This window comes from Lysobacter sp. Hz25 (assembly GCF_046097045.1).
Classification (GTDB): domain Bacteria; phylum Pseudomonadota; class Gammaproteobacteria; order Xanthomonadales; family Xanthomonadaceae; genus Lysobacter; species Lysobacter antibioticus_B.
On record NZ_CP175666.1, the window covers coordinates 4,224,707 to 4,241,804 of the forward strand.

The following is a 17,098-nucleotide window of genomic DNA, read 5'->3' on the forward strand; positions in this document are numbered from 1 at the left end:
CGCCGGGATTTTCCGATAAGACGTCCCTGTCTTATCGGAAAACGCCGCACGTCCTGTGCGGCGCCCTCCGGGTCTCCACTTGACCGGTAAAGCGGCAAAGCAGATCAAAATCTCGCCAACGGCAACGGCAACGGCAAAGGCAAAGGCAAAGCAACTGCCTCAACAGGCCACCTACGCCCCCAACCCACGAATTGTTTCATTACTGCACAAATCCGCCCCGAATCCTGGGGTCACCCCTAGTCCCCCGCAAGCCAGCGCAACTGTAAAGTCGCGACCATCCTCACAGTTGCGCCCAAGCCACTCATGACCGGTGTCTACGCCACCCAGGGCCCGTCGCCCACCCTGCCCCAACCGCAGAACCAACCCCAGACCCATACCGTCGTCAACGACCAGAGCGTCGTCGAGATCGCCGCCCTCTACGGCATTACCCCGCAGGCGCTGCGCCAGGCCAACCCGGAACTGTTCCAGGACAAGGAACGGCGGATGGAAGCCAGCATGACCGGCAAGGGCGATCCGATCTTTCACGGCGACGAGCTCAAGATCCCCGCGGCGACGATGAGCGTCACCGAAGAGACCATCGTCACCGATTTCGACCCGACCCACCCCACCGCCTCCAGCGAGTACGGCGTGGAGGTCAGCGACGGCAGCCAGCGCGGCGGCATTTCCTGGAGCCCCGGCAACGGCAGCGTCAAGCTGACCCAGGGCAGCACCGTGCCCGGCCCCGGCGGCATCGAGATGCGCCAGGATTCGGAGATCGAGGTCAAGCAGCAAAACAAGGACGGCAAGACCGAGTTCGAAGTCACCGCCGTGTTCTCGGTATCCAGCGCTGCCGGCGCCGGCAACAAGAGCGTCGATGTCGAAGGCAGCGCAGGCGCAGGTCATCGCCTGCGCTACAAGGTCGTACTGCCGGGCGAGAACCAGAACCCGCAGACCGCCGCCAAGATCAATCCCTTCGACCCCACCACGATCCCGGTCGGCGCCACCGTAACCCTGGACTCGCAGAACTTCACCCAGACCCAATTCTCCGCGGCGTTCCAGAAGCTCTTCGACGACGCCTTCCCGAAGGGCCCACGCCTGGGCGTGACCACCGACGGCGAGAACAAAGTCGCTACCGGTTCGGCCTACAGCGTCACCCGCACCAGCGAAACCAGCGTGCGCGTCGATATCGGCGCACTGCAGGCAATCGAGCAAAAGAGCGGCGTGCTGCCGTCGATCAACTTCGGCCCGCTCAGCCTCGATCTCGGCCCGGGCATCCAGGCCAACAAGGGGCATTCGGTGCTGCGCACGGCCGAGTTCGACCTGTCCAAGCCCGACGGCCAGGCCGCCTACGCCCATTTCACCGCCACCGGCGAAGTCGCCGCCCAGAACGACGGCGTCAGCAACGTCGCTACGCTCGAGCGCTACAACTTCTCCGACCAGTTGCGTTTGAACGGCGAAGTCTCCTACGAGCAGGGCGACACCATGGCCCGCGCCTACGCCTCGTTCGGCGGCCCGCAAACCACCTACGGTTACGTCAAGACCAGCTATCCGGACGGGTCTTACAGTTACACGATCACCCCGCCGATGCGCGGCAACGACGACCCGCCCCTTCAGGTCGTCTGCCACTACGACGCCCAAGGCAACGAGATCGCCTCCGAACGTACCTACGAGTACAACCTCAAGGTGCCCACCGACGCCGACGCCAAGACCTGGAACTACATGCTGACCGGCGACATCAAGGGCAATGGCCCGGTGCAGGTCGGCAAGGACGCCAAGGTGACGTTCACCGAAGCGCAGATGCAGGCCTTGATGAAGCAGACCAACACCACGGCCCATGCCGAAGGCACCCTGCCCGGCAACAGCGCCGAGAGACTCGGCGAGTACAAGGACCCGTTCCAGTTCGGCATGACCCTGGGCCGCATCCTCGACTCCGATCCGCACCGTCTGACGATGGACCTGTTCTTCGTTTCCGACGGCGCCGACGGCAGCATCGCCAACAACGACCGGGCGCGGATCGACATGACCATCGAGTGAGGCTTGCAGCCGACGCTGCGAACCGTCGATCGCGCGCTCCCAGGAAAGGCCCCGCCGATGCGGGGCCTTTCTCGTGCTCGATAACCTGTTGCGATCACAATGCAGGCAGCGTCTCGCATTGCACCGCAGCGGTCTGCATCGCCGCCGGCGCGGACAACGCCCTGGATTTCGGCGCCGATACCGGCACGCTGACGCCGGGCGTCGGTGCGCACGCGGTCAGCGGCGGTGCGAGCGGCCAGGATCGCGTCTGCGCAACGGTCGACGAAGCAGACGGCAGGCTCCGCATGAAGTCGACGGTCTCGGTAATCCAGCCGCGGTTCTCACCGACGTTGTGCGAACACATCACCGGGCTCCAGACGATGAAACCCGAAGCCTTCGCGCCCAGTTGATCCAATTGCCGACGCCAGCGATCCGCGGGCAGGTACGTCGGCTCGGGATCGCCGCCGCAGGTCGCCTCTTCCTGCGGCCGGATATAGGGAATCAGCGGCTTGCTGGAGTTGACGTTGCGAGCGGAAACCACGCGGTTGTCGAGCCGGCGCTCCCAGGTCGCCTGAGTCAGCGTGGGAGCCGTGTACAAATGCGGGAAGAAGCCGTCCTGGTATTGCGACAGATCGCGTGCGCAATCGAGGTACTGATCGGTGTTCGGCCCGAGCAAGTCGTAGGCGCCGATCATATGGCCGGGCGCTGCTTCCTTGGCCCAGAGGAACAACTGGCGCCAGAGTTTGTAGCGCCGATGCGCTTGTGCGGCATCGACGTTCTTGATCCAGATGTTTTCGAAGTCGAGCACGATCGGTCCGCGGTGCACCGCGGCGGCCTGTACCGCGGCCTGGAACTCGGCCTTCGGCGGCAGCTTGTCGTCGGCGGTGCAGGCGATCCACTCCTGTCGCTGGTACAGGATATTCGCCTTGACCAACCCGGCCTCGCCGACCAGATCGACATCCTGGTAGTGAGTATTGTCGTAGGCATGGAACGGTGCGGCCGCCGACTGCTGCGCGTTCGCGGTGAGCTGCGGCGCCGCGAACATCGTCGTAGCGGTCAGTAAAGCCAATGCGCTGGCCAGCGAGTGTCGCCGTATCTTCATTGCGGATCGTCCTTTGCGGGCTCTCGCGCAACCGTCGTGGCGATGCGCGCGAAAGCGATGGGGGATCCGAATTCTAGTCACGCGCCCGAGCGCAGGCCGCGCGCCGCTTCACAGTGCGCAACGAGCGCAGCCCGGCACGGCCAAAAGAAAGGCCCCGCGATCGGTCGCGGGGCCTTCGCCTTGCAGATTCGACTATAGCGGTGGACCCGGCCGATCAGTTATCCGGATCGTTCGCGAGTTGGCGGATCACGACGCTGCCTTGGTACAGCGCCAGGAAATCGCCTTGGTCGGTGATGTACCAGGCCATGCCCGGATACGGTGCGCCGATGACGCCGCCGCGGCTGGTCCACAGCACCGCATCGTCGGAGATGCGCAGGACATTGAACACGGCGAAGGGCTCGAAGACGGTCTTGTAACCGCCGCTGCCGTGGGTCTGGCTGTTCCACAGCGGGCGCGAGTCGGCGACGCGGTAGAACACCAGGTTGCCGTCGCCCTGCATGGTCAGCCGGTATTGCAGGTTGTTCGAATAGATCGATTGTCCGACCCACAGGGTCGTACCCTCGGGGATCTTTTTCAGCGCCGACTGGGCCAAGACCGATTGCGACACCGTCAACAGCAGGCACAAAGCCAACATATGCAGGAAACCTGCGGCCACCTTTTTCATCGATACGCTCCACTCCATGGGGAGGCTCGACTTCAGCGAACCACGCGCGCACGATCAAGCATGCGAGCCACGAATCGGCTGCATGCAGATGCCAATCGTGACGGATTCGGGATCGCGTCCGTGATCGGCACTCGCCACGAACGACGCGGGCCGATCCCCCATCGCATGCATTTCCAGGCACGGCCTTCGACCAGGGATTATCGCTCGCCCCGCAGGGCATGCACGCATACCGCCGAGCCGCTCTCGAACCTGTCGCGGACCGTTCGGACCGCGACGAAACCCTGCGCGGCCAGCCGCTCGGCGCATGCCGTAGCGATCGAATCGAGCTGCGACTCGTTCGGCGGCTGAAAAGCCAGGCACAGCGCGCCACCGGGCTTGAGCACGCGCGCCAACACCCGCAACTCGGCCGTCGGCCGCAGCCAGAAGACATTGACGTTGACGGCGAATGCCTTGTCGAAGCTGTGCGCCGACGATTCGAAGCAAGCCAGTTCGGTGCCGAGAAACACGGCCTTACCGGATGCGATATGAGCGGCGTTGCGCTTGGTCGCGGTCGCGATGGCGGTGGCCGAACGGTCGATCGCGGTGATCCGCCCGCATTCGAGGCGTGGACAGATCAACGCCACGGCTGCGCCGTTGCCGCAACCGATTTCGAGCAATTCGTCGGCGGCGGCCGGATCGAGCCGCTCGACAGCCCAGCCGATTCGATCCGGGGTTCTGGCTTGCATCCGAGGCCTCCGTGCGTAGCGAACAAGCTTGCAATCAGGGACTGGCACCAGCGTCGATGGAACCAACCGCAGCGATGGCCTGGCCCACGATCTCCAGGCCGGAACGGGTCGCCGTGTGCGATGCGCCGGCGAACCCGAACACGAGGCCGCCACGCTCGCTCGCCCCGTACTTCGACAAGGGGTGCACCACCACGCCGGCGCGCGCGCACTCGGCGGCGACGGCGCGATCGTCGATCGCCAGGCCCGGCTTGAACAAGGCGGCGACATGCATACCGGCAGTGGCGGGGCCGAACTCCAGCACCGCGGCCAACGCGCGGGCTTGATCGAGGAAGTCCAAACGGCGCTCGTCGTAGATCGTGCGGGTCTTGCGCAGGTGGCTGGCCAGATGTCCTTCGTGAATGAAGGCCGCCAACACGCCCTGCGTCAGCAAGGCGGTGTGGCCGTCGGCGACATGTTTGGCATCGACGAAGGCCGCGACCAAGGGCTCGGGCACGATGGCGTAGGCGATACGCAGCGCCGGAAACAGGATCTTGTTGAAACTGCCGACGTAGATGACGCGTCCGTCGTCGTCCATGCCCTGCAGGGAAGCGATCGGCCGGCCTTCGTAGCGATAGTCGCCGTCGTAATCGTCTTCGATGACATAGGCGTCGTGTTGCCGAGTCCAGTCGAGCAAGGCCTGGCGCCGCTCCAGCGACATTTCGTAGCCCATCGGATACTGGTGCGCGGGTGTGACGTAAGCCAGGCGCGCATCCGGCGCCAACCTGCGGCCCGCGGCGACATCGAGCCCCTGTTCGTCGACCGGCACCGGCACGACTTGCAGGCCGGCCGCACGCAGACAGTGCTGCACCGGCTGGTAGCCCGGCGTTTCCGCCCAGGCGAGGTCGCCCGTATCGGCCAGTACTTTTCCGGCCAGTTCCACCGCCTGCTGCGTGCTGGTGACCACGATCACCTGCTCGGGCGAACAGCGCGTGGCGCGCATCGCCGAGGCGTGCGCGGCGATGGCCTCGCGCAACGCGGGCAAGCCGTTGCTGGCGCCGTAAGCCCAGTACGCGGTACCGGCCCGGGTGGCCTCGCGCTGCAGCAGACGATTCCACACCGCGCGCGGAAACAGGTCGATCGGCGGCAGCGAAGGCGTGAACGGAATCGCCGACGCCGGCTGGTAATGGCCGGGATAACTCCGCAGCGCAGTCGCTCGCCGCGACAATCGACGCTCGCCCTCGGCAGCCGCGGCCTGCGTGCTGCGCTTGGCTGCGAGCGGGCGCGTATCGCGTTCGGGCAGGCTTGCGGCGACGAAACTGCCGGCGCCGCGGCGGCGCACGATATAGCCGTCGGCAACCAACTGCCCCAGTGCCCAATCGACGGTGTTGCGGGCGACGCCGAGGTCCTGGGCCAGGACCCGGCTCGACGGCAGGCGCGCATTCGGTGCCAGCGCGCCGCTGACGATGGCGCTGCGTATGCGCTCGCAAATACGTGCGTACGCAGGCTGGCCCTGTCCCGTCTCGAGACCGGTGACGTCGACGGAGAATACCGAACCGGCATGCTTGGCCATGCCGCGCATACTAGCCCTTGATGCGCGCGTGCTCCATCGCCCAGCTGGTTTGCCGACGACGGCCGCCGTCCTGCGAGAACGCCTGCTCCCAGTGCGCGGCGCTTCCAGCGGAAACCGACCGCGCACTTGCCGACCCGACACCTCGACATCGACACGGCACCGACGCGGTGGCATCGCCGCCGATGCCAGAATGGCCCTTGCTGCGCCGCAGGCGCCATCGCATGGTGCGGTCACCGCTCGCAGGTCGAGCCCGCCGACACCGAGCCGAACGATGATCGCCGCCCCCCTCCTTCGCATCGGCCGGTTGGCCGCCAGCCTCGCCGTCCTGCTCGCATTCGATGCCCGCGCCGCTCAAGCCGCGCCTACGCCCGCGAAGAACGACGCCAGCACCACAGCGCCGGATGGACAGCACGACTTCGACTGGGAGATCGGCGCCTGGAAAACCCGGGTGTCGCGGCTGCAGAGCCCGCTGAGCGGCAGCGAGGCCTGGGTCGAACTGAAGGGCACCACCGTGGTGCGCAAGCTGTTCGACGGCCGCGCCAACCTCGCCGAGCTCGACATCGCCGGCCCCTCCGGTCGCATCCAAGGCATTTCGTTGCGCCTGTACGAACCGCAGGCGCGGCAATGGAGCATCAACTACGCCAGCCTGCGCTCGGGCACGCTGACCGCGCCGATCGCCGGCGCCTTCAAGAATGGGCGCGGCGAATTCTTCGGACGCGATAGCTTCGACGGCCGGCCGATCCTGGTCCGCTTCGTCATCGAATGCGCGACGGGCGACGTCTGCCGTTTCGAGCAGGCTTTCTCCGCCGACGACGGCAAGAGTTGGGAACTGAACTGGATCGCGACCGATACCCGCATCGCCGACTCTGCGTCCCGTTGAAGAGCTAGGCCCCATTGAAGAGCGAGGTCCCATTGAAGAGCGAGGCCCCACCGAAGAACGACGCCCCATTAAAGAACAAGGCCCACCGAAGAGCCGTTGCCGGCATTCGCTCCTTGCCGTAGCGTTGCCGCTCTGAAGCGGCGGACGATCCGCCGCCTTCGTTGCCCGACGGCACAAGGCGCATGGCCCGCAACCCGCATCGCCACATGCAATGGTTCCAGCAAGCGCCGTGCCCGGCGCTGCGGCCGTTCGTGCGGCGTTTCATGGTGGTGGAGTTCGCCGCCGACCACGCCGATACGCACCTGCCCGATACCGGTAGCGTGGCCGCGTTTACGTTTCGCGGCCGCTGTCGCATCGACGGCGGGCGCTGGGTGCCGCAAGCGGCATTCACCGGCTTGCGCGACACCTTGCGCGCGCACGACCACCACGCCGGGCATTCGGTGCTGCTGGCCGCGTTCACCCCGGTCGGTGCGGCCGCGTTCCTGCGGCCGTCGCAGGAAGCGTTCAGCGGCGCCACGACCGACCTGAGCGAGTTGCTCGATCGCGCCGACGAACTCGAACGCCTGCACGAACAACTCGCCAGCGCATCCGATCATCGCCAGCGCGTCGCGCAGTTGCAGCACTTCCTGTTGGCGCGCTTGCGCGAAAGCGCACCCGACCCGCTGATGGCGGCCGCGGTGAACTGGCTCGAACGCCGGCCCGCCGGCCATCGCATCGACGCGCTGACGCGCCACATCGGCCTGAGCCAAAGCGCGCTGGAACGGCGCTTCCGCCGCGTGGTCGGGGTGACCCCGAAGAAATTCGCCTCGATGCTGCGGCTGCAACACGCGGTGCGCCTGCAGGCGACGGGCCTGGATCTGACCGAGGTCGCACTGGCCGCCGGTTATTACGACCAGGCCCATTTCAACCACGACTTCCGCCGTGCGACCGGCAGCGCACCGGCCGCCTTCTTCGCTGCACGCGAACCGGCCTGAGCGCCGATTTTTTACAAGCCGGCGCACCGGCTTCGCGGCAGCATGCGCGCATGGTCGCCGTCCGCCCTCACCGCCTCGCCCGATTGCGCGCCGCGCTGCTTTCCGCCGCGCTATGGCCCGCGCTCGCGCTGGCCGCATCGGCGGCGACCGTCCCTCTACCAGCGAGTCCCTCCATGACTGCCATGAACACCTTCGTCATCCTGTTCCGTCGCGATGGCGGCCCCTTGTCCGAAGCCGAACAACTCAGCCTGGGCCGCGACATCGGCGCCTGGGCACGTCTGCACAACGAGGCCGGGCACAAACTTGCCCCGCGTATCCTCGCGCCCGAAAGCCGGCACATCGGCCCGCACCGCGACGCCGTCCAGGCCGAGCCCCTGCCGATCACCGCCCTGCTGTTCCTGGACGCGCGCGACCTCGACGAAGCCGTGCGCATCGCCGAGTCCCACCCCGGCATGCGCCACGGCTTCACCGTCGAGGTGCGTGCGTGGTCGGCGCCGAATCCCGCCGCGGCTGCGGCCAACGCGACGCCGTAAGCGCCGCAGCTGCGGGCCCGGAGGCGCGAACTGACTTAGTGCGGACCGTCTTAATTCTGCAACACGACTGCCACACACTGCCGCAGGTCCGGTTCCGCGCGCGCGGGCCCGGGCATTGAAGCGGCCGATCGACGGTCCGCAATGAGGCGAGACGAGAACGATGGCGAGACCCTGGATCCGCGGCCTGATGCTGGCCCTGCTGCTCGCCCCGTTCACGGTCCTCGCGCAGTCCGCCTACATCGATATCGAGCAACGCCTCAGCGCGGAACAACTCAGCGAAGTCGGCCTGTCGCCCGCGCAACTGCAGTTGCTCAACCGCATGTTGCGCGAAGCCAGTGCGAAAGACCCCACCCCGGCCGTCGCCGCGACGTCCGCGGCGCCCACCGCATCGGCAGTGGCGGGAACCGGCCAGCGCAGCGCCGTGCAATACATCGGCCTCGACGACCAACCGATCAAGAGCCGCCTCAAGGGCGACGTGGCGGGCTGGGAACCCGGCACCGTGTTCGAGCTCGACAACGGCCAGCAGTGGAAAGTGCTCAAGGGCAGCATGAAATTGCGCAAGCCGCTGGTCGCGCCCAAGATCCTGGTCGTCCCCGGCGTGGCCGGCCGCTGGTTCCTGCAGGTCGACGAGGACATGCCGAAGGCGCGGGTATATCGGATCGATTGATGAGGGTTGCGCGAGTTCGATCATGCGCCGTTCGGCCTTTGTAGGAGCGACCTGAGTCGCGACCTCTGGATGCACAGAGGCAACAAGGCCAGCAGCATTCATCGAATGCGGCGCGCCTTCGCCTGGGCAGGACGCCGTTCCTACCCTGGCGGAAGCACATCGCTTCGATAAGCGACGTCAGTCTTGTCGCCTCTGCGCGGCCCGTGGTCGCGACTTACGTCGCTCCTACAGAGGGGAGTGCTCTTACGCCGCAAGACCGCCGTAACGCGGTCGCGACTTGTGGCCGAAGGAAATCCAGCAGGACGTCGCTCCTGCCCTGGCGGAAGCAAGCTACTTCGATGAGTGACGTCAGCCCTGTCGCCTCTGCACGATCCGCGGTCCCGACTCGTGCCACTCGTGCATAGCCATCAGCGAAAATTCCGACGCGGCGTTCCAGTACCGGCCAAACATCCGTCGCTTCACGCCCCCTCCGCCAACATATCGATCAATGCCCGCGACGCCGCCGACAAACGGCGATGCGGGGCGTAGATCACCGAGAACGGCCGCGAGCGGCCGCGCAACTGCGGCAACAATTCGACCAGGCGGCCGCGCCGTAGCCGGTCTTCGACGATGAAGTCGTAGCTCTGGCAAATGCCGATGCCCTGCTCGGCCAACGACACCACGCCCAGCACGTCGTCGGATACAAGCATCTGCGATGCCGGCGTCCAGTCGATATCGCTGCGCTCGCTGCCGGCGCCCTGCCCGCTGCGGAACAGCCAGTTCGCGACACGGCCGGTGCTCGGCATCACGAACGGAATGCAGACGTGCCGCCGCAGGTCTTCCAGGGTGCGCGGCAAACCTGCGCGTTCCAGGTAGGCCGGCGACGCGACCAGGCACAAGGCCGCGTCTTCGAGTTTGCGCGCGACCAGGCCGCTGTCGGGCAGTTGGCCGAGGCGTATCGCCAGGTCGAAGCCCTCGGCGACCAGGTCGACGTTGCGGTTGGCAATGTTGAGCTCGATCTGCACCTGCGGGTACCGAACGGCGAAACGCTGCAACAACGCCGGCAACCGGTAGTGACCGTAGGTGGTCGGCACGCTGAGGCGCACGCGCCCGCTCAGTTCGCCGTCCTGGCCCTGGATCGCACGCTCGGCGTCGTCGATCAGGGCGAAGGCGGCGCGCGAATGCTCCAGGTACACACGACCGGCCTCGGTCAGGCTCTGGCGGCGGGTGGTCCGGCGCAGCAATTGGCTGCCCAGACGGGTTTCGAGCCGGCCGATGGCGCGGCTGATCACCGACGGCGTGGTCGCCAGCGCTACTGCGGCTGCGGTCAGGGAGCCGTGCTCGACCACGGCAACGAAGGCTTCCACATCCCCGAGGTGGTCGAATCGCCGGCTCATTCTTGCCTCTAAAGAACAAATCATTTCTCGATGGAGGATTTTATCGCCGCCAGGAGACGCAATACAGTGCCCATCACCTACTTCCCCTCAGGAACGCGCATGTCCCCGAACCCTGCCGCCGGCCTCAAGCCGGTCTTGTTCGTCCTCACCAGCCACGGCCGTAAAGGCGACAGCGGCCAGTCGACCGGCTACTACCTCGGCGAGGTCACTCATCCATTGGCCGAACTCGAGGCCGCCGGCATCGCGGTCGAGTTCGCCTCGATCCAGGGCGGCGAACCGCCGGTGGACGGCGCCGACGTCGACGACGCCATCAACGCACGCTATTGGAACGACCCGCGCTTTCGCGAAGCCGTGCGCCAGACCTTGCCGCTGCACGCCGCCGACGCGTCCCGCTATTCGGCGATCTTCTTCGCCGGCGGCCACGGCGCGATGTGGGACTTCCCGAACAGCCCGGCGGTGCAGCGGGTCACGCGCGAGATTTACGAGGCAGGCGGCGTGGTCGGCGCGGTCTGTCATGGCCCGGCCGCGCTGGTCGAGGTGACCTTGAGCGACGGCGCCTATCTGGTCGCCGGCAAACGCGTAAGCGCGTTCACCGACGATGAGGAGCGCGCCGTGAAGCTGGAAGGCGTGGTGCCGTTCCTGCTCGCCAGCCGGCTGAGCGCTCGCGGCGCGCAGCATCAGCCGGCGCCCGACTGGACCTCGCAGGTCGTCGTCGACGGCCGCCTCGTCACCGGCCAGAACCCGCAATCGGCCAGCGCCGTCGGTGCGGCGATGCGCGAGCTGCTACTCGCCCCGGCCTCCGCCTGACTCTCCTCATACGGACTACTTCGATGAAACCGATGCAAAAACTCGTGGCTGCGATCGCTCTCGCGCTCAGCGTCGGCAGCGCCCACGCCGGCAATGTCCTGGTGGTGCTGTCCGATGCCGATCGCCTCGACCTCAGGGACGGCAAGACCTTCGCCACCGGCTTCTATCTCAACGAACTGATGCAGCCGGTGAAGCTGTTGCTCGATGCCGGCCACCAGGTCACCTTTGCCACGCCGCAAGGCCGGGCGCCGACGGTGGACCGCTCGTCGATCGACCCGATGTACTTCGGCGGCGACACCGAGGCCTTGAAGACGCACCAAGCCCTGCTCGATCGCCTGGCGATCACCGCGAAAGATTCATCGCCGGTACTCAGCCTCGCCCGCATCGAACAGATCGGCTACGGCCGATTCGACGCGGTCTACATCCCCGGCGGCCACGCGCCGATGCAGGACCTGCTGCACAACCCGGCGCTCGGTCGTCTGCTCGGCGATTTCCATCAGCGCGGCAAGACCACCGCCCTGGTCTGCCACGGTCCGATCGCCCTGCTCTCGACCCTGCCGCAGGCTCAACAGTTCACGGCGCAGTTGGCGGACTCCGGCAAGGCCACCGCGCCGACGCAGTGGATCTATGCCGGCTACCAAGTCACCGTGATCAGCAACCAGGAAGAAGAGCTGGCCAAGGCCGCGCTCGGCGGCGGGGCGATGAAGTTCTATCCGCAGACCGCGCTGCAACAGGCCGGCATGGTTTATCGCAGTAATACCGCACCGTGGAGCGCGAACGTCGTGGTCGATCGCGAGTTGATCACCGGGCAGAACCCGGCCTCGGCGGTCGGTGTGGCGAAGGAACTGCTGTCGCGCTTGAAGTAAGCCGCGGAGCAAGGCCGCCGTCGGGTCCGGCGTCGGCCCTGAGAATCCCGGCACCGAGAATCAACGCCTCCCAATCGCCGCAGCGAATGCGCCCGCACTGACGGCTATTTCTTCTCCCGACATGTCACGTTCCCGGTGGCTGGTTCGTCAGACCCATGACGATGCAACACACACCCAGCCACGAGGAACGACGACATGCACACGCAAGCACGAATGAACAACCCGGCCCTGATCCACGCGGACACGATGAAAGCGCTGTGGGCGCTGAAAGCCTCGACCGAGAACAAGGGCGTAGCGGCTCGGACGCTGATCCTGATCGAGCTGCGCGCCAGCCAGATCAACGGCTGCAGCGTCTGCGTCGACATGCACGCGCGCGAGGGCAAGAAGGCCGGCGAGAGCGACGAGCGTTTGTTCGCGGTGTCGGCTTGGCGCGAGGCGCCCTATTTCAACGAGGCCGAGCGCGCCGCGCTGGCGCTGACCGAGGCGTTGACGCGGATCAGCGACCGTCCCGATGCGGTCTCCGACGAGATCTGGAACGAAGCCGCCAGGCACTACGACGAAGCTTCGCTGGCCGCGCTGGTCGTGTCGATCGCCAACATCAACGTGTGGAACCGGCTCAACGTCGCGGTGAAGCAGCCGGTCGGCGCCTGGAAGGCTTGAGCCGACGCCTGCCGCGGATAGACGAACGGCGGCCCGAGGCCGCCGTTCGTCGAAGCCGATGAGGATCGAAGCTCAGCCCATCACGGCGCGGCGCGACTCGGTCTGTACCGGCGCTTCGGTCTGCGCGACCTGGGCCACGACCGGCTGTTCGGCCGGCTGCGACAAGGCGCGCGATTGATCGAGGAACACGCGACGGTTGCCCGGATCGTCGAGCCCGCCCTGGACGACGAAGAAGCCGGCGCCGTTGTTGCTCGCCACCACGTGATCGATCCGGTCCATGCCGTGCGCGCGCGCATCATGGGCGGCATGGGTCGCGGCGTTGCGATAGCCCTGCTCGCCCTGGAAATCCAGGGCGCGGCTGTCGATGCCCTGCAGGCCGCGCAAGGCCTGGCCGTACAAGGCGTGGTTCGGGTGATCCGGATTCGCCGGCGACGTCGCCGGGTGCGCGTCGCGGCCGGAGTGCAGCGGCGTCACCGCGGCGGTGCCTTGCGGATACAAGGTCGGCGACGCCATCTCCTGCGCCTTGATCACCGCATCGATGTAATGCACGTCGATGCCGTGCTTGATGCCGTTGCCCGGGATCATCCGCCGCCAGAACGATTGCGGGTCGGGATCAGGCAGTTCGATCTTGTGACCGACCGCGTCCGGCATCGCCCACTTCAGCGGAATGCTGTGCTCCTGCAGGTCGGTCAGGATTTCGTTCTTGACCGCATAACGCCGGACCTGGCCGCTGTCGGTCACCTCTTCCTTGGCGCGGTCGGCATCGATGCCGATGCGTTCGAGGGTCTTGTCGTGCACGCCCGCCGAGTTGAAGGTCACCGCCGGAATGCCGCTGCTGATCGAAGCCGCGCCGGCCAGGCCGCCGCCGAGCGAGTGGCCGGTGATGACGACTTCGTTGCCGAAGGCGACGCGCGCTTCGCGGGCGAGCGCGATGGCCTGGTTGTATTGGGCGTCTTCCAGACCCACGCCCTGGCGCAGATTGGTCAACCAGTCCTTGCCTTCGTCGGTGCCGGAATAGGCGAGAACGTAATGGCCCTTGTCGTCGCCGTAGATGCGCGCCAGGAAACCGCTGTCTTCGTTCTTCAGCGTGGCCGGGTCGATGCCGGCGTCGCGCAGCTGCTCGGCATTCAACGGCTTGAAGCCATCGATGCCGGGACCTTCGTCGTACAGGTCGGCCATCAGCCGCGCCAACGTCTTGTCGATCGGCTTGGCGTCCTGGCCTCGGACTTGCTCGGCAAACGACGGTTCACCGCCGCTGGCGGGACGCGCGGACTGCTCGCTCATGATTCGATCTCCCTGAAATCCCTGGAATCCTTGAAACCCCTGACTACCCAGTGCGGCGCGGCGGCGATCACTCCCCTGATCCGCGCGCCACGCGCTGCCCGTTGCGGCAGCGCTCAGCCGCCGCTTTCCACCGCGACGCCGTGCTCGCGCAACCAGGCCACCAGCGCCTCGCGATCCTGGCGGGTCTGCGCGTTCAACAGGCTCGGCGGGGTCATGAACAGATAGCGCTGGAAGGTAACGTTCTGGCGATTGCGCGCATCGGCCTCGGCGCCGGCCTTGAGCAAGTCCAGCGCGCGATTGGGCTGGTTGATCTTGCCGGCCACGTGCAGGGCGGTATTGCCCAGGCGGTCGACGTGATTCGGGTTGGCGCCGGCTTCGAGCAAGCGATGGAACTGCGCCGAGCGCTCGCCCATCAAGGCCGCGCTGAGCGGGGCCGAGCCGTTTTCGCCGTGCGGGGTGTCCGGCGCTGCGCCGTGCGCGAGCAGGACGTCGAGATACGCCGGATCGTTGGCCATCGCCGCCATGTGCACCACCGTGCCGCCGTCGATGCCCGGTTCGGCCGGATCGGCCCCGGCTTCGAGCAAGGTCTTCAGGCCGTCGAGGCTTTGATTGAGCACCGCCCATTCGAGCAGGGTGACGTTCTTGTCGCCATGCGTACGCAGGTCCACGCCCGCGGCCAAACGCCGGATGTCCGCGCTGTCGCCGGCGGCGACCGCCTCGGCCAGTTCGGCCACGGCCGGATCGGCGAACACCTCATGAATATCGACTACTGCCATCTTGCACTCCTCCTGAGCACTGCCTACCCCATAGGCCCGCTGCGTGGCGGGACGTCGAACGACGCGCACGGAACGTATCCCCTACCGTAGCGTCTTGCGACATACGGTGTCGTACCGTGGCTGGGCCAGCCTAGCAAGAACCGTGAGAGCCCGCAGCCGAGGCGGACCGCGGTCACAAAACAGGGCCGGATCGTTCGCGCACGACGATCCTGGCACTGCGGTATGCCGTCGGCATGACAAGGCCTTACAGGCCATCGCGACCGCTGCGGCCGAAGCGAACCGCGCCTCAGCGCGAATAGGCTTCGGCGCAGGCCTGCAGGCGCGCTACGCCGCCCCATTGTTCGAAGCGGCGCTGCGCCGCCTCGTCGATGCGTTGCGGGGTCATGAAGGGGTTCGCGGTGTCGCGGGTGCCCGGAAAGATCAACACGATCGCCCGCGGCACGGTCCAGCCGCGGCCGCTGAACTCGCCGCGGCCGCGCACCTCGCGATAGTTGGCCGGCAAGGCGCTGCGACCTAGCAGGCGTCCGTTGAGCGCGATCGAGGCCTCGCCGAGTTCGCGCGAAGGGCCGCTGTCGCCGACCACCGCGAACACCGGCTGATCGCTGCCCGGCTTCATTGCCACCGCCAGGTCGCCGACCTTGGCCCGGCTGGAAAACGGCGACGGGCTCTTGGGAATCACCAGCGCCGGCGTCACCAGTGCATCGACATAGGTCTGGATGTCGCAGGCGTCGCCGCCGCCCGGCTTGCGCAACGAGGTCGCCGAGACCAGGAAGCCGTCCACCGCCGGACAGGGCTTGCCGTCGCGGAACGGAATGATCGCCGCCGAGATCTTGGTGCGCCGCAACGGCTCCGCCGGCCAGCCGGCCGCGGCGGCCTGTTGCGTGGCGATACGGCGCGCTTTCAGCCCGGCGCTGGACAGACCGGCGCAGGCATCGCTCATCGCATTGCACAGATTGTTGAGCGCACGGGTCTCGCCCCAGAAATCCTCGACGCTGTAGGAACGGCGGGTGCCGTCGGTGTTGACGTTGAGGCCTTCGACGAACAACAGCGCCGAACCCTCAGGATCGGACCAGACCGCGGTCTGGCCGCCGGGCGCATTGCCGTCGGGCTGCAGGAAGGAACGGCTCATCGCGCATTCGGCCGCTCGCGCCGGCCCGGCGACGAGCAGCAGACCGCAGGCCGCCGCGGTCGCGATCAGCAGTTTCTTGATGAACAGGTGCGAGTGCGTGGCCATGGCCGTCTCCTGTGCCGACCACGAGGAAAACGGCCCCCACGACGCGGCGCGGCCAAAAGCGCCGCGCCTGCTACGGCCGTCGCGGCAGCCCGCTCAGTCGGCGACCACGCTGCGATGATCGAGATGCAGAGCGAAGCCGCGCGCGCCCACCGATTCGAGCCCGGGCTTGAGCGTCATCGACGGCACCTCGTAGTCGCCCGCATTCTGTTTGCGGTACGGAATCGGCGCCTGCGTCCATAAGCCATCCATGCGTTGGCGCAGCTCGGCTTGCGCAACCGCGAAACGTTCGGCATTGAGGCCGTCGCTGCGATAGACCACGAACGGCGGCAGCACGTCGAAGCCCGGGTAATACAGCACGCCGTGGTTGATCGGAAACAGCAGGTCGTCGATGTTGCCGTTGATGCCGCGCGGGCCGTAGTGGTCGGCCCAACCGCCGGCGGTGACCGACAACATCGCGCGCTTGCCGGCGAATTGGCCTTCGCCGTAACGGTCGCCCCAGCGCGTGTCGGAATGCTCGCCGACGCCGTAGGCGAAACCATAGGCGTAGACGCGATCGATCCAGCCCTTGAGGATCGCCGGCATGGTGAACCACCACAGCGGAAACTGCAGGATCACCGCATCGGCCCAGCGCAGTTTCTCCTGTTCGCGCACGACGTCTTCGGTCAGCGCATTGGAGGCATACGCGCGCTTGGAACTGCTGACTACAGTGAGGCGTTCGCGCGGATCGTGTTCGGGAAAGTCCCCGGCATCGACGGTGGCCTTCCAGCCTTGCGCATACAGGTCGGTCACCTGCACCTCGTGCCCGCTTGCGAGCAGATGCGCCTGCATCGTGTCCTTGAGCGAACCGCTCAACGAGGCCGGCTCGGGGTGGGCGTAGACGATCAGCACCCGCTTGGGGCGCTGCGGATTTTCGGACTCGGGCTTCGATGCTGCGTTGATCGTGATCGTGGACATGGGGGACGCCTCGGGAAGAGATGACCTACCTTATCCAATCCAAATGTTCCGCAGT

17 protein-coding genes are annotated in these 17,098 nt (G+C 66.7%); 8 read left to right on the forward strand and 9 right to left on the reverse strand.

The genetic code is table 11. The features are described from left to right. Positions 1-303: 303 nt before the first annotated feature. Positions 304-2,013, forward strand: coding sequence for a LysM peptidoglycan-binding domain-containing protein (locus ACKN61_RS17275; RefSeq protein ID WP_408950561.1), 1,710 nt, complete (start codon positions 304-306; stop codon positions 2,011-2,013). 94 nt (positions 2,014-2,107) lie between these two features. On the opposite strand, the gene ACKN61_RS17280 is transcribed toward ACKN61_RS17275, so the two are convergent. The 4 genes from ACKN61_RS17280 to ACKN61_RS17295 form a co-directional block, all read right to left on the reverse strand. After that, positions 2,108-3,094 (reverse strand): hypothetical protein, encoded by a 987-nt coding sequence (locus ACKN61_RS17280; protein ID WP_408950562.1) that lies wholly within the window; start codon positions 3,092-3,094, stop codon positions 2,108-2,110. A 214-nt stretch (positions 3,095-3,308) separates the two neighbouring features. Then, positions 3,309-3,758, reverse strand: coding sequence for a hypothetical protein (locus ACKN61_RS17285; protein ID WP_408950563.1), 450 nt, complete (start codon positions 3,756-3,758; stop codon positions 3,309-3,311). 197 nt (positions 3,759-3,955) lie between these two features. Further along, a complete protein-coding gene (locus tag ACKN61_RS17290; protein WP_408950564.1) occupies positions 3,956-4,549 on the reverse strand; it encodes a class I SAM-dependent methyltransferase in 594 nt (197 codons plus the stop codon). Beyond that, a complete protein-coding gene (locus ACKN61_RS17295) occupies positions 4,518-6,032 on the reverse strand; it encodes a PLP-dependent aminotransferase family protein (protein WP_408950565.1) in 1,515 nt (504 codons plus the stop codon). Before ACKN61_RS17295 ends, ACKN61_RS17290 begins: the two co-directional genes overlap by 32 nt. Positions 6,033-6,303: 271 nt before the next feature. On the opposite strand from ACKN61_RS17295, the gene ACKN61_RS17300 reads away from it, so the two are divergent. The 4 genes from ACKN61_RS17300 (at position 6,304) to ACKN61_RS17315 (ending at position 9,086) form a co-directional block, all read left to right on the forward strand. Then, positions 6,304-6,912, forward strand: a complete 609-nt coding sequence (locus ACKN61_RS17300) for a hypothetical protein (protein WP_408950566.1) — start codon at positions 6,304-6,306, stop codon at positions 6,910-6,912. 182 nt (positions 6,913-7,094) lie between these two features. Further along, positions 7,095-7,886 carry a helix-turn-helix domain-containing protein gene (locus tag ACKN61_RS17305; protein ID WP_408950567.1) on the forward strand — a complete coding sequence of 264 codons (792 nt, stop codon included), beginning with the start codon at positions 7,095-7,097 and terminating at the stop codon, positions 7,884-7,886. A gap of 173 nt (positions 7,887-8,059) precedes the next feature. Beyond that, entirely contained in the window at positions 8,060-8,419 is a 360-nt protein-coding gene (locus ACKN61_RS17310; protein WP_408950568.1) for a hypothetical protein, read from the forward strand. A 160-nt stretch (positions 8,420-8,579) separates the two neighbouring features. Further along, the gene (locus ACKN61_RS17315; RefSeq protein WP_408950569.1) at positions 8,580-9,086 is read left to right on the forward strand and encodes a hypothetical protein; all 507 of its coding nucleotides are present in this window, start codon (positions 8,580-8,582) and stop codon (positions 9,084-9,086) included. 458 nt (positions 9,087-9,544) lie between these two features. Here ACKN61_RS17315 and ACKN61_RS17320 read toward each other — a convergent pair whose 3' ends face one another. Continuing rightward, positions 9,545-10,462, reverse strand: a complete 918-nt coding sequence (locus ACKN61_RS17320; protein WP_408950570.1) for a LysR substrate-binding domain-containing protein — start codon at positions 10,460-10,462, stop codon at positions 9,545-9,547. A 99-nt stretch (positions 10,463-10,561) separates the two neighbouring features. On the opposite strand from ACKN61_RS17320, the gene ACKN61_RS17325 reads away from it, so the two are divergent. The 3 genes from ACKN61_RS17325 (at position 10,562) to ACKN61_RS17335 (ending at position 12,795) form a co-directional block, all read left to right on the forward strand. Then, positions 10,562-11,269 (forward strand): type 1 glutamine amidotransferase domain-containing protein, encoded by a 708-nt coding sequence (locus ACKN61_RS17325; protein ID WP_408950571.1) that lies wholly within the window; start codon positions 10,562-10,564, stop codon positions 11,267-11,269. 23 nt (positions 11,270-11,292) lie between these two features. Next, a complete protein-coding gene (locus tag ACKN61_RS17330) occupies positions 11,293-12,135 on the forward strand; it encodes a type 1 glutamine amidotransferase domain-containing protein (RefSeq protein ID WP_408950572.1) in 843 nt (280 codons plus the stop codon). Between the two features lie 195 nt (positions 12,136-12,330). Further along, positions 12,331-12,795, forward strand: a complete 465-nt coding sequence (locus ACKN61_RS17335; protein WP_408950573.1) for a carboxymuconolactone decarboxylase family protein — start codon at positions 12,331-12,333, stop codon at positions 12,793-12,795. A gap of 72 nt (positions 12,796-12,867) precedes the next feature. Here the strand turns inward: ACKN61_RS17335 and ACKN61_RS17340 are convergent, their stop codons facing one another. The 4 genes from ACKN61_RS17340 to ACKN61_RS17355 all read right to left on the reverse strand — a co-directional run bounded on the left by ACKN61_RS17340 (position 12,868) and on the right by ACKN61_RS17355 (position 17,043). Beyond that, a complete protein-coding gene (locus tag ACKN61_RS17340) occupies positions 12,868-14,079 on the reverse strand; it encodes an XVIPCD domain-containing protein (protein ID WP_408950574.1) in 1,212 nt (403 codons plus the stop codon). A 113-nt stretch (positions 14,080-14,192) separates the two neighbouring features. Continuing rightward, positions 14,193-14,855 carry an ankyrin repeat domain-containing protein gene (locus ACKN61_RS17345; RefSeq protein ID WP_408950575.1) on the reverse strand — a complete coding sequence of 221 codons (663 nt, stop codon included), beginning with the start codon at positions 14,853-14,855 and terminating at the stop codon, positions 14,193-14,195. Between the two features lie 286 nt (positions 14,856-15,141). After that, the gene (locus ACKN61_RS17350) at positions 15,142-16,089 is read right to left on the reverse strand and encodes a hypothetical protein (protein ID WP_408950576.1); all 948 of its coding nucleotides are present in this window, start codon (positions 16,087-16,089) and stop codon (positions 15,142-15,144) included. A 93-nt stretch (positions 16,090-16,182) separates the two neighbouring features. Next, positions 16,183-17,043 (reverse strand): NAD(P)H-dependent oxidoreductase, encoded by an 861-nt coding sequence (locus tag ACKN61_RS17355; protein ID WP_408950577.1) that lies wholly within the window; start codon positions 17,041-17,043, stop codon positions 16,183-16,185. Positions 17,044-17,098: the final 55 nt, after the last annotated feature.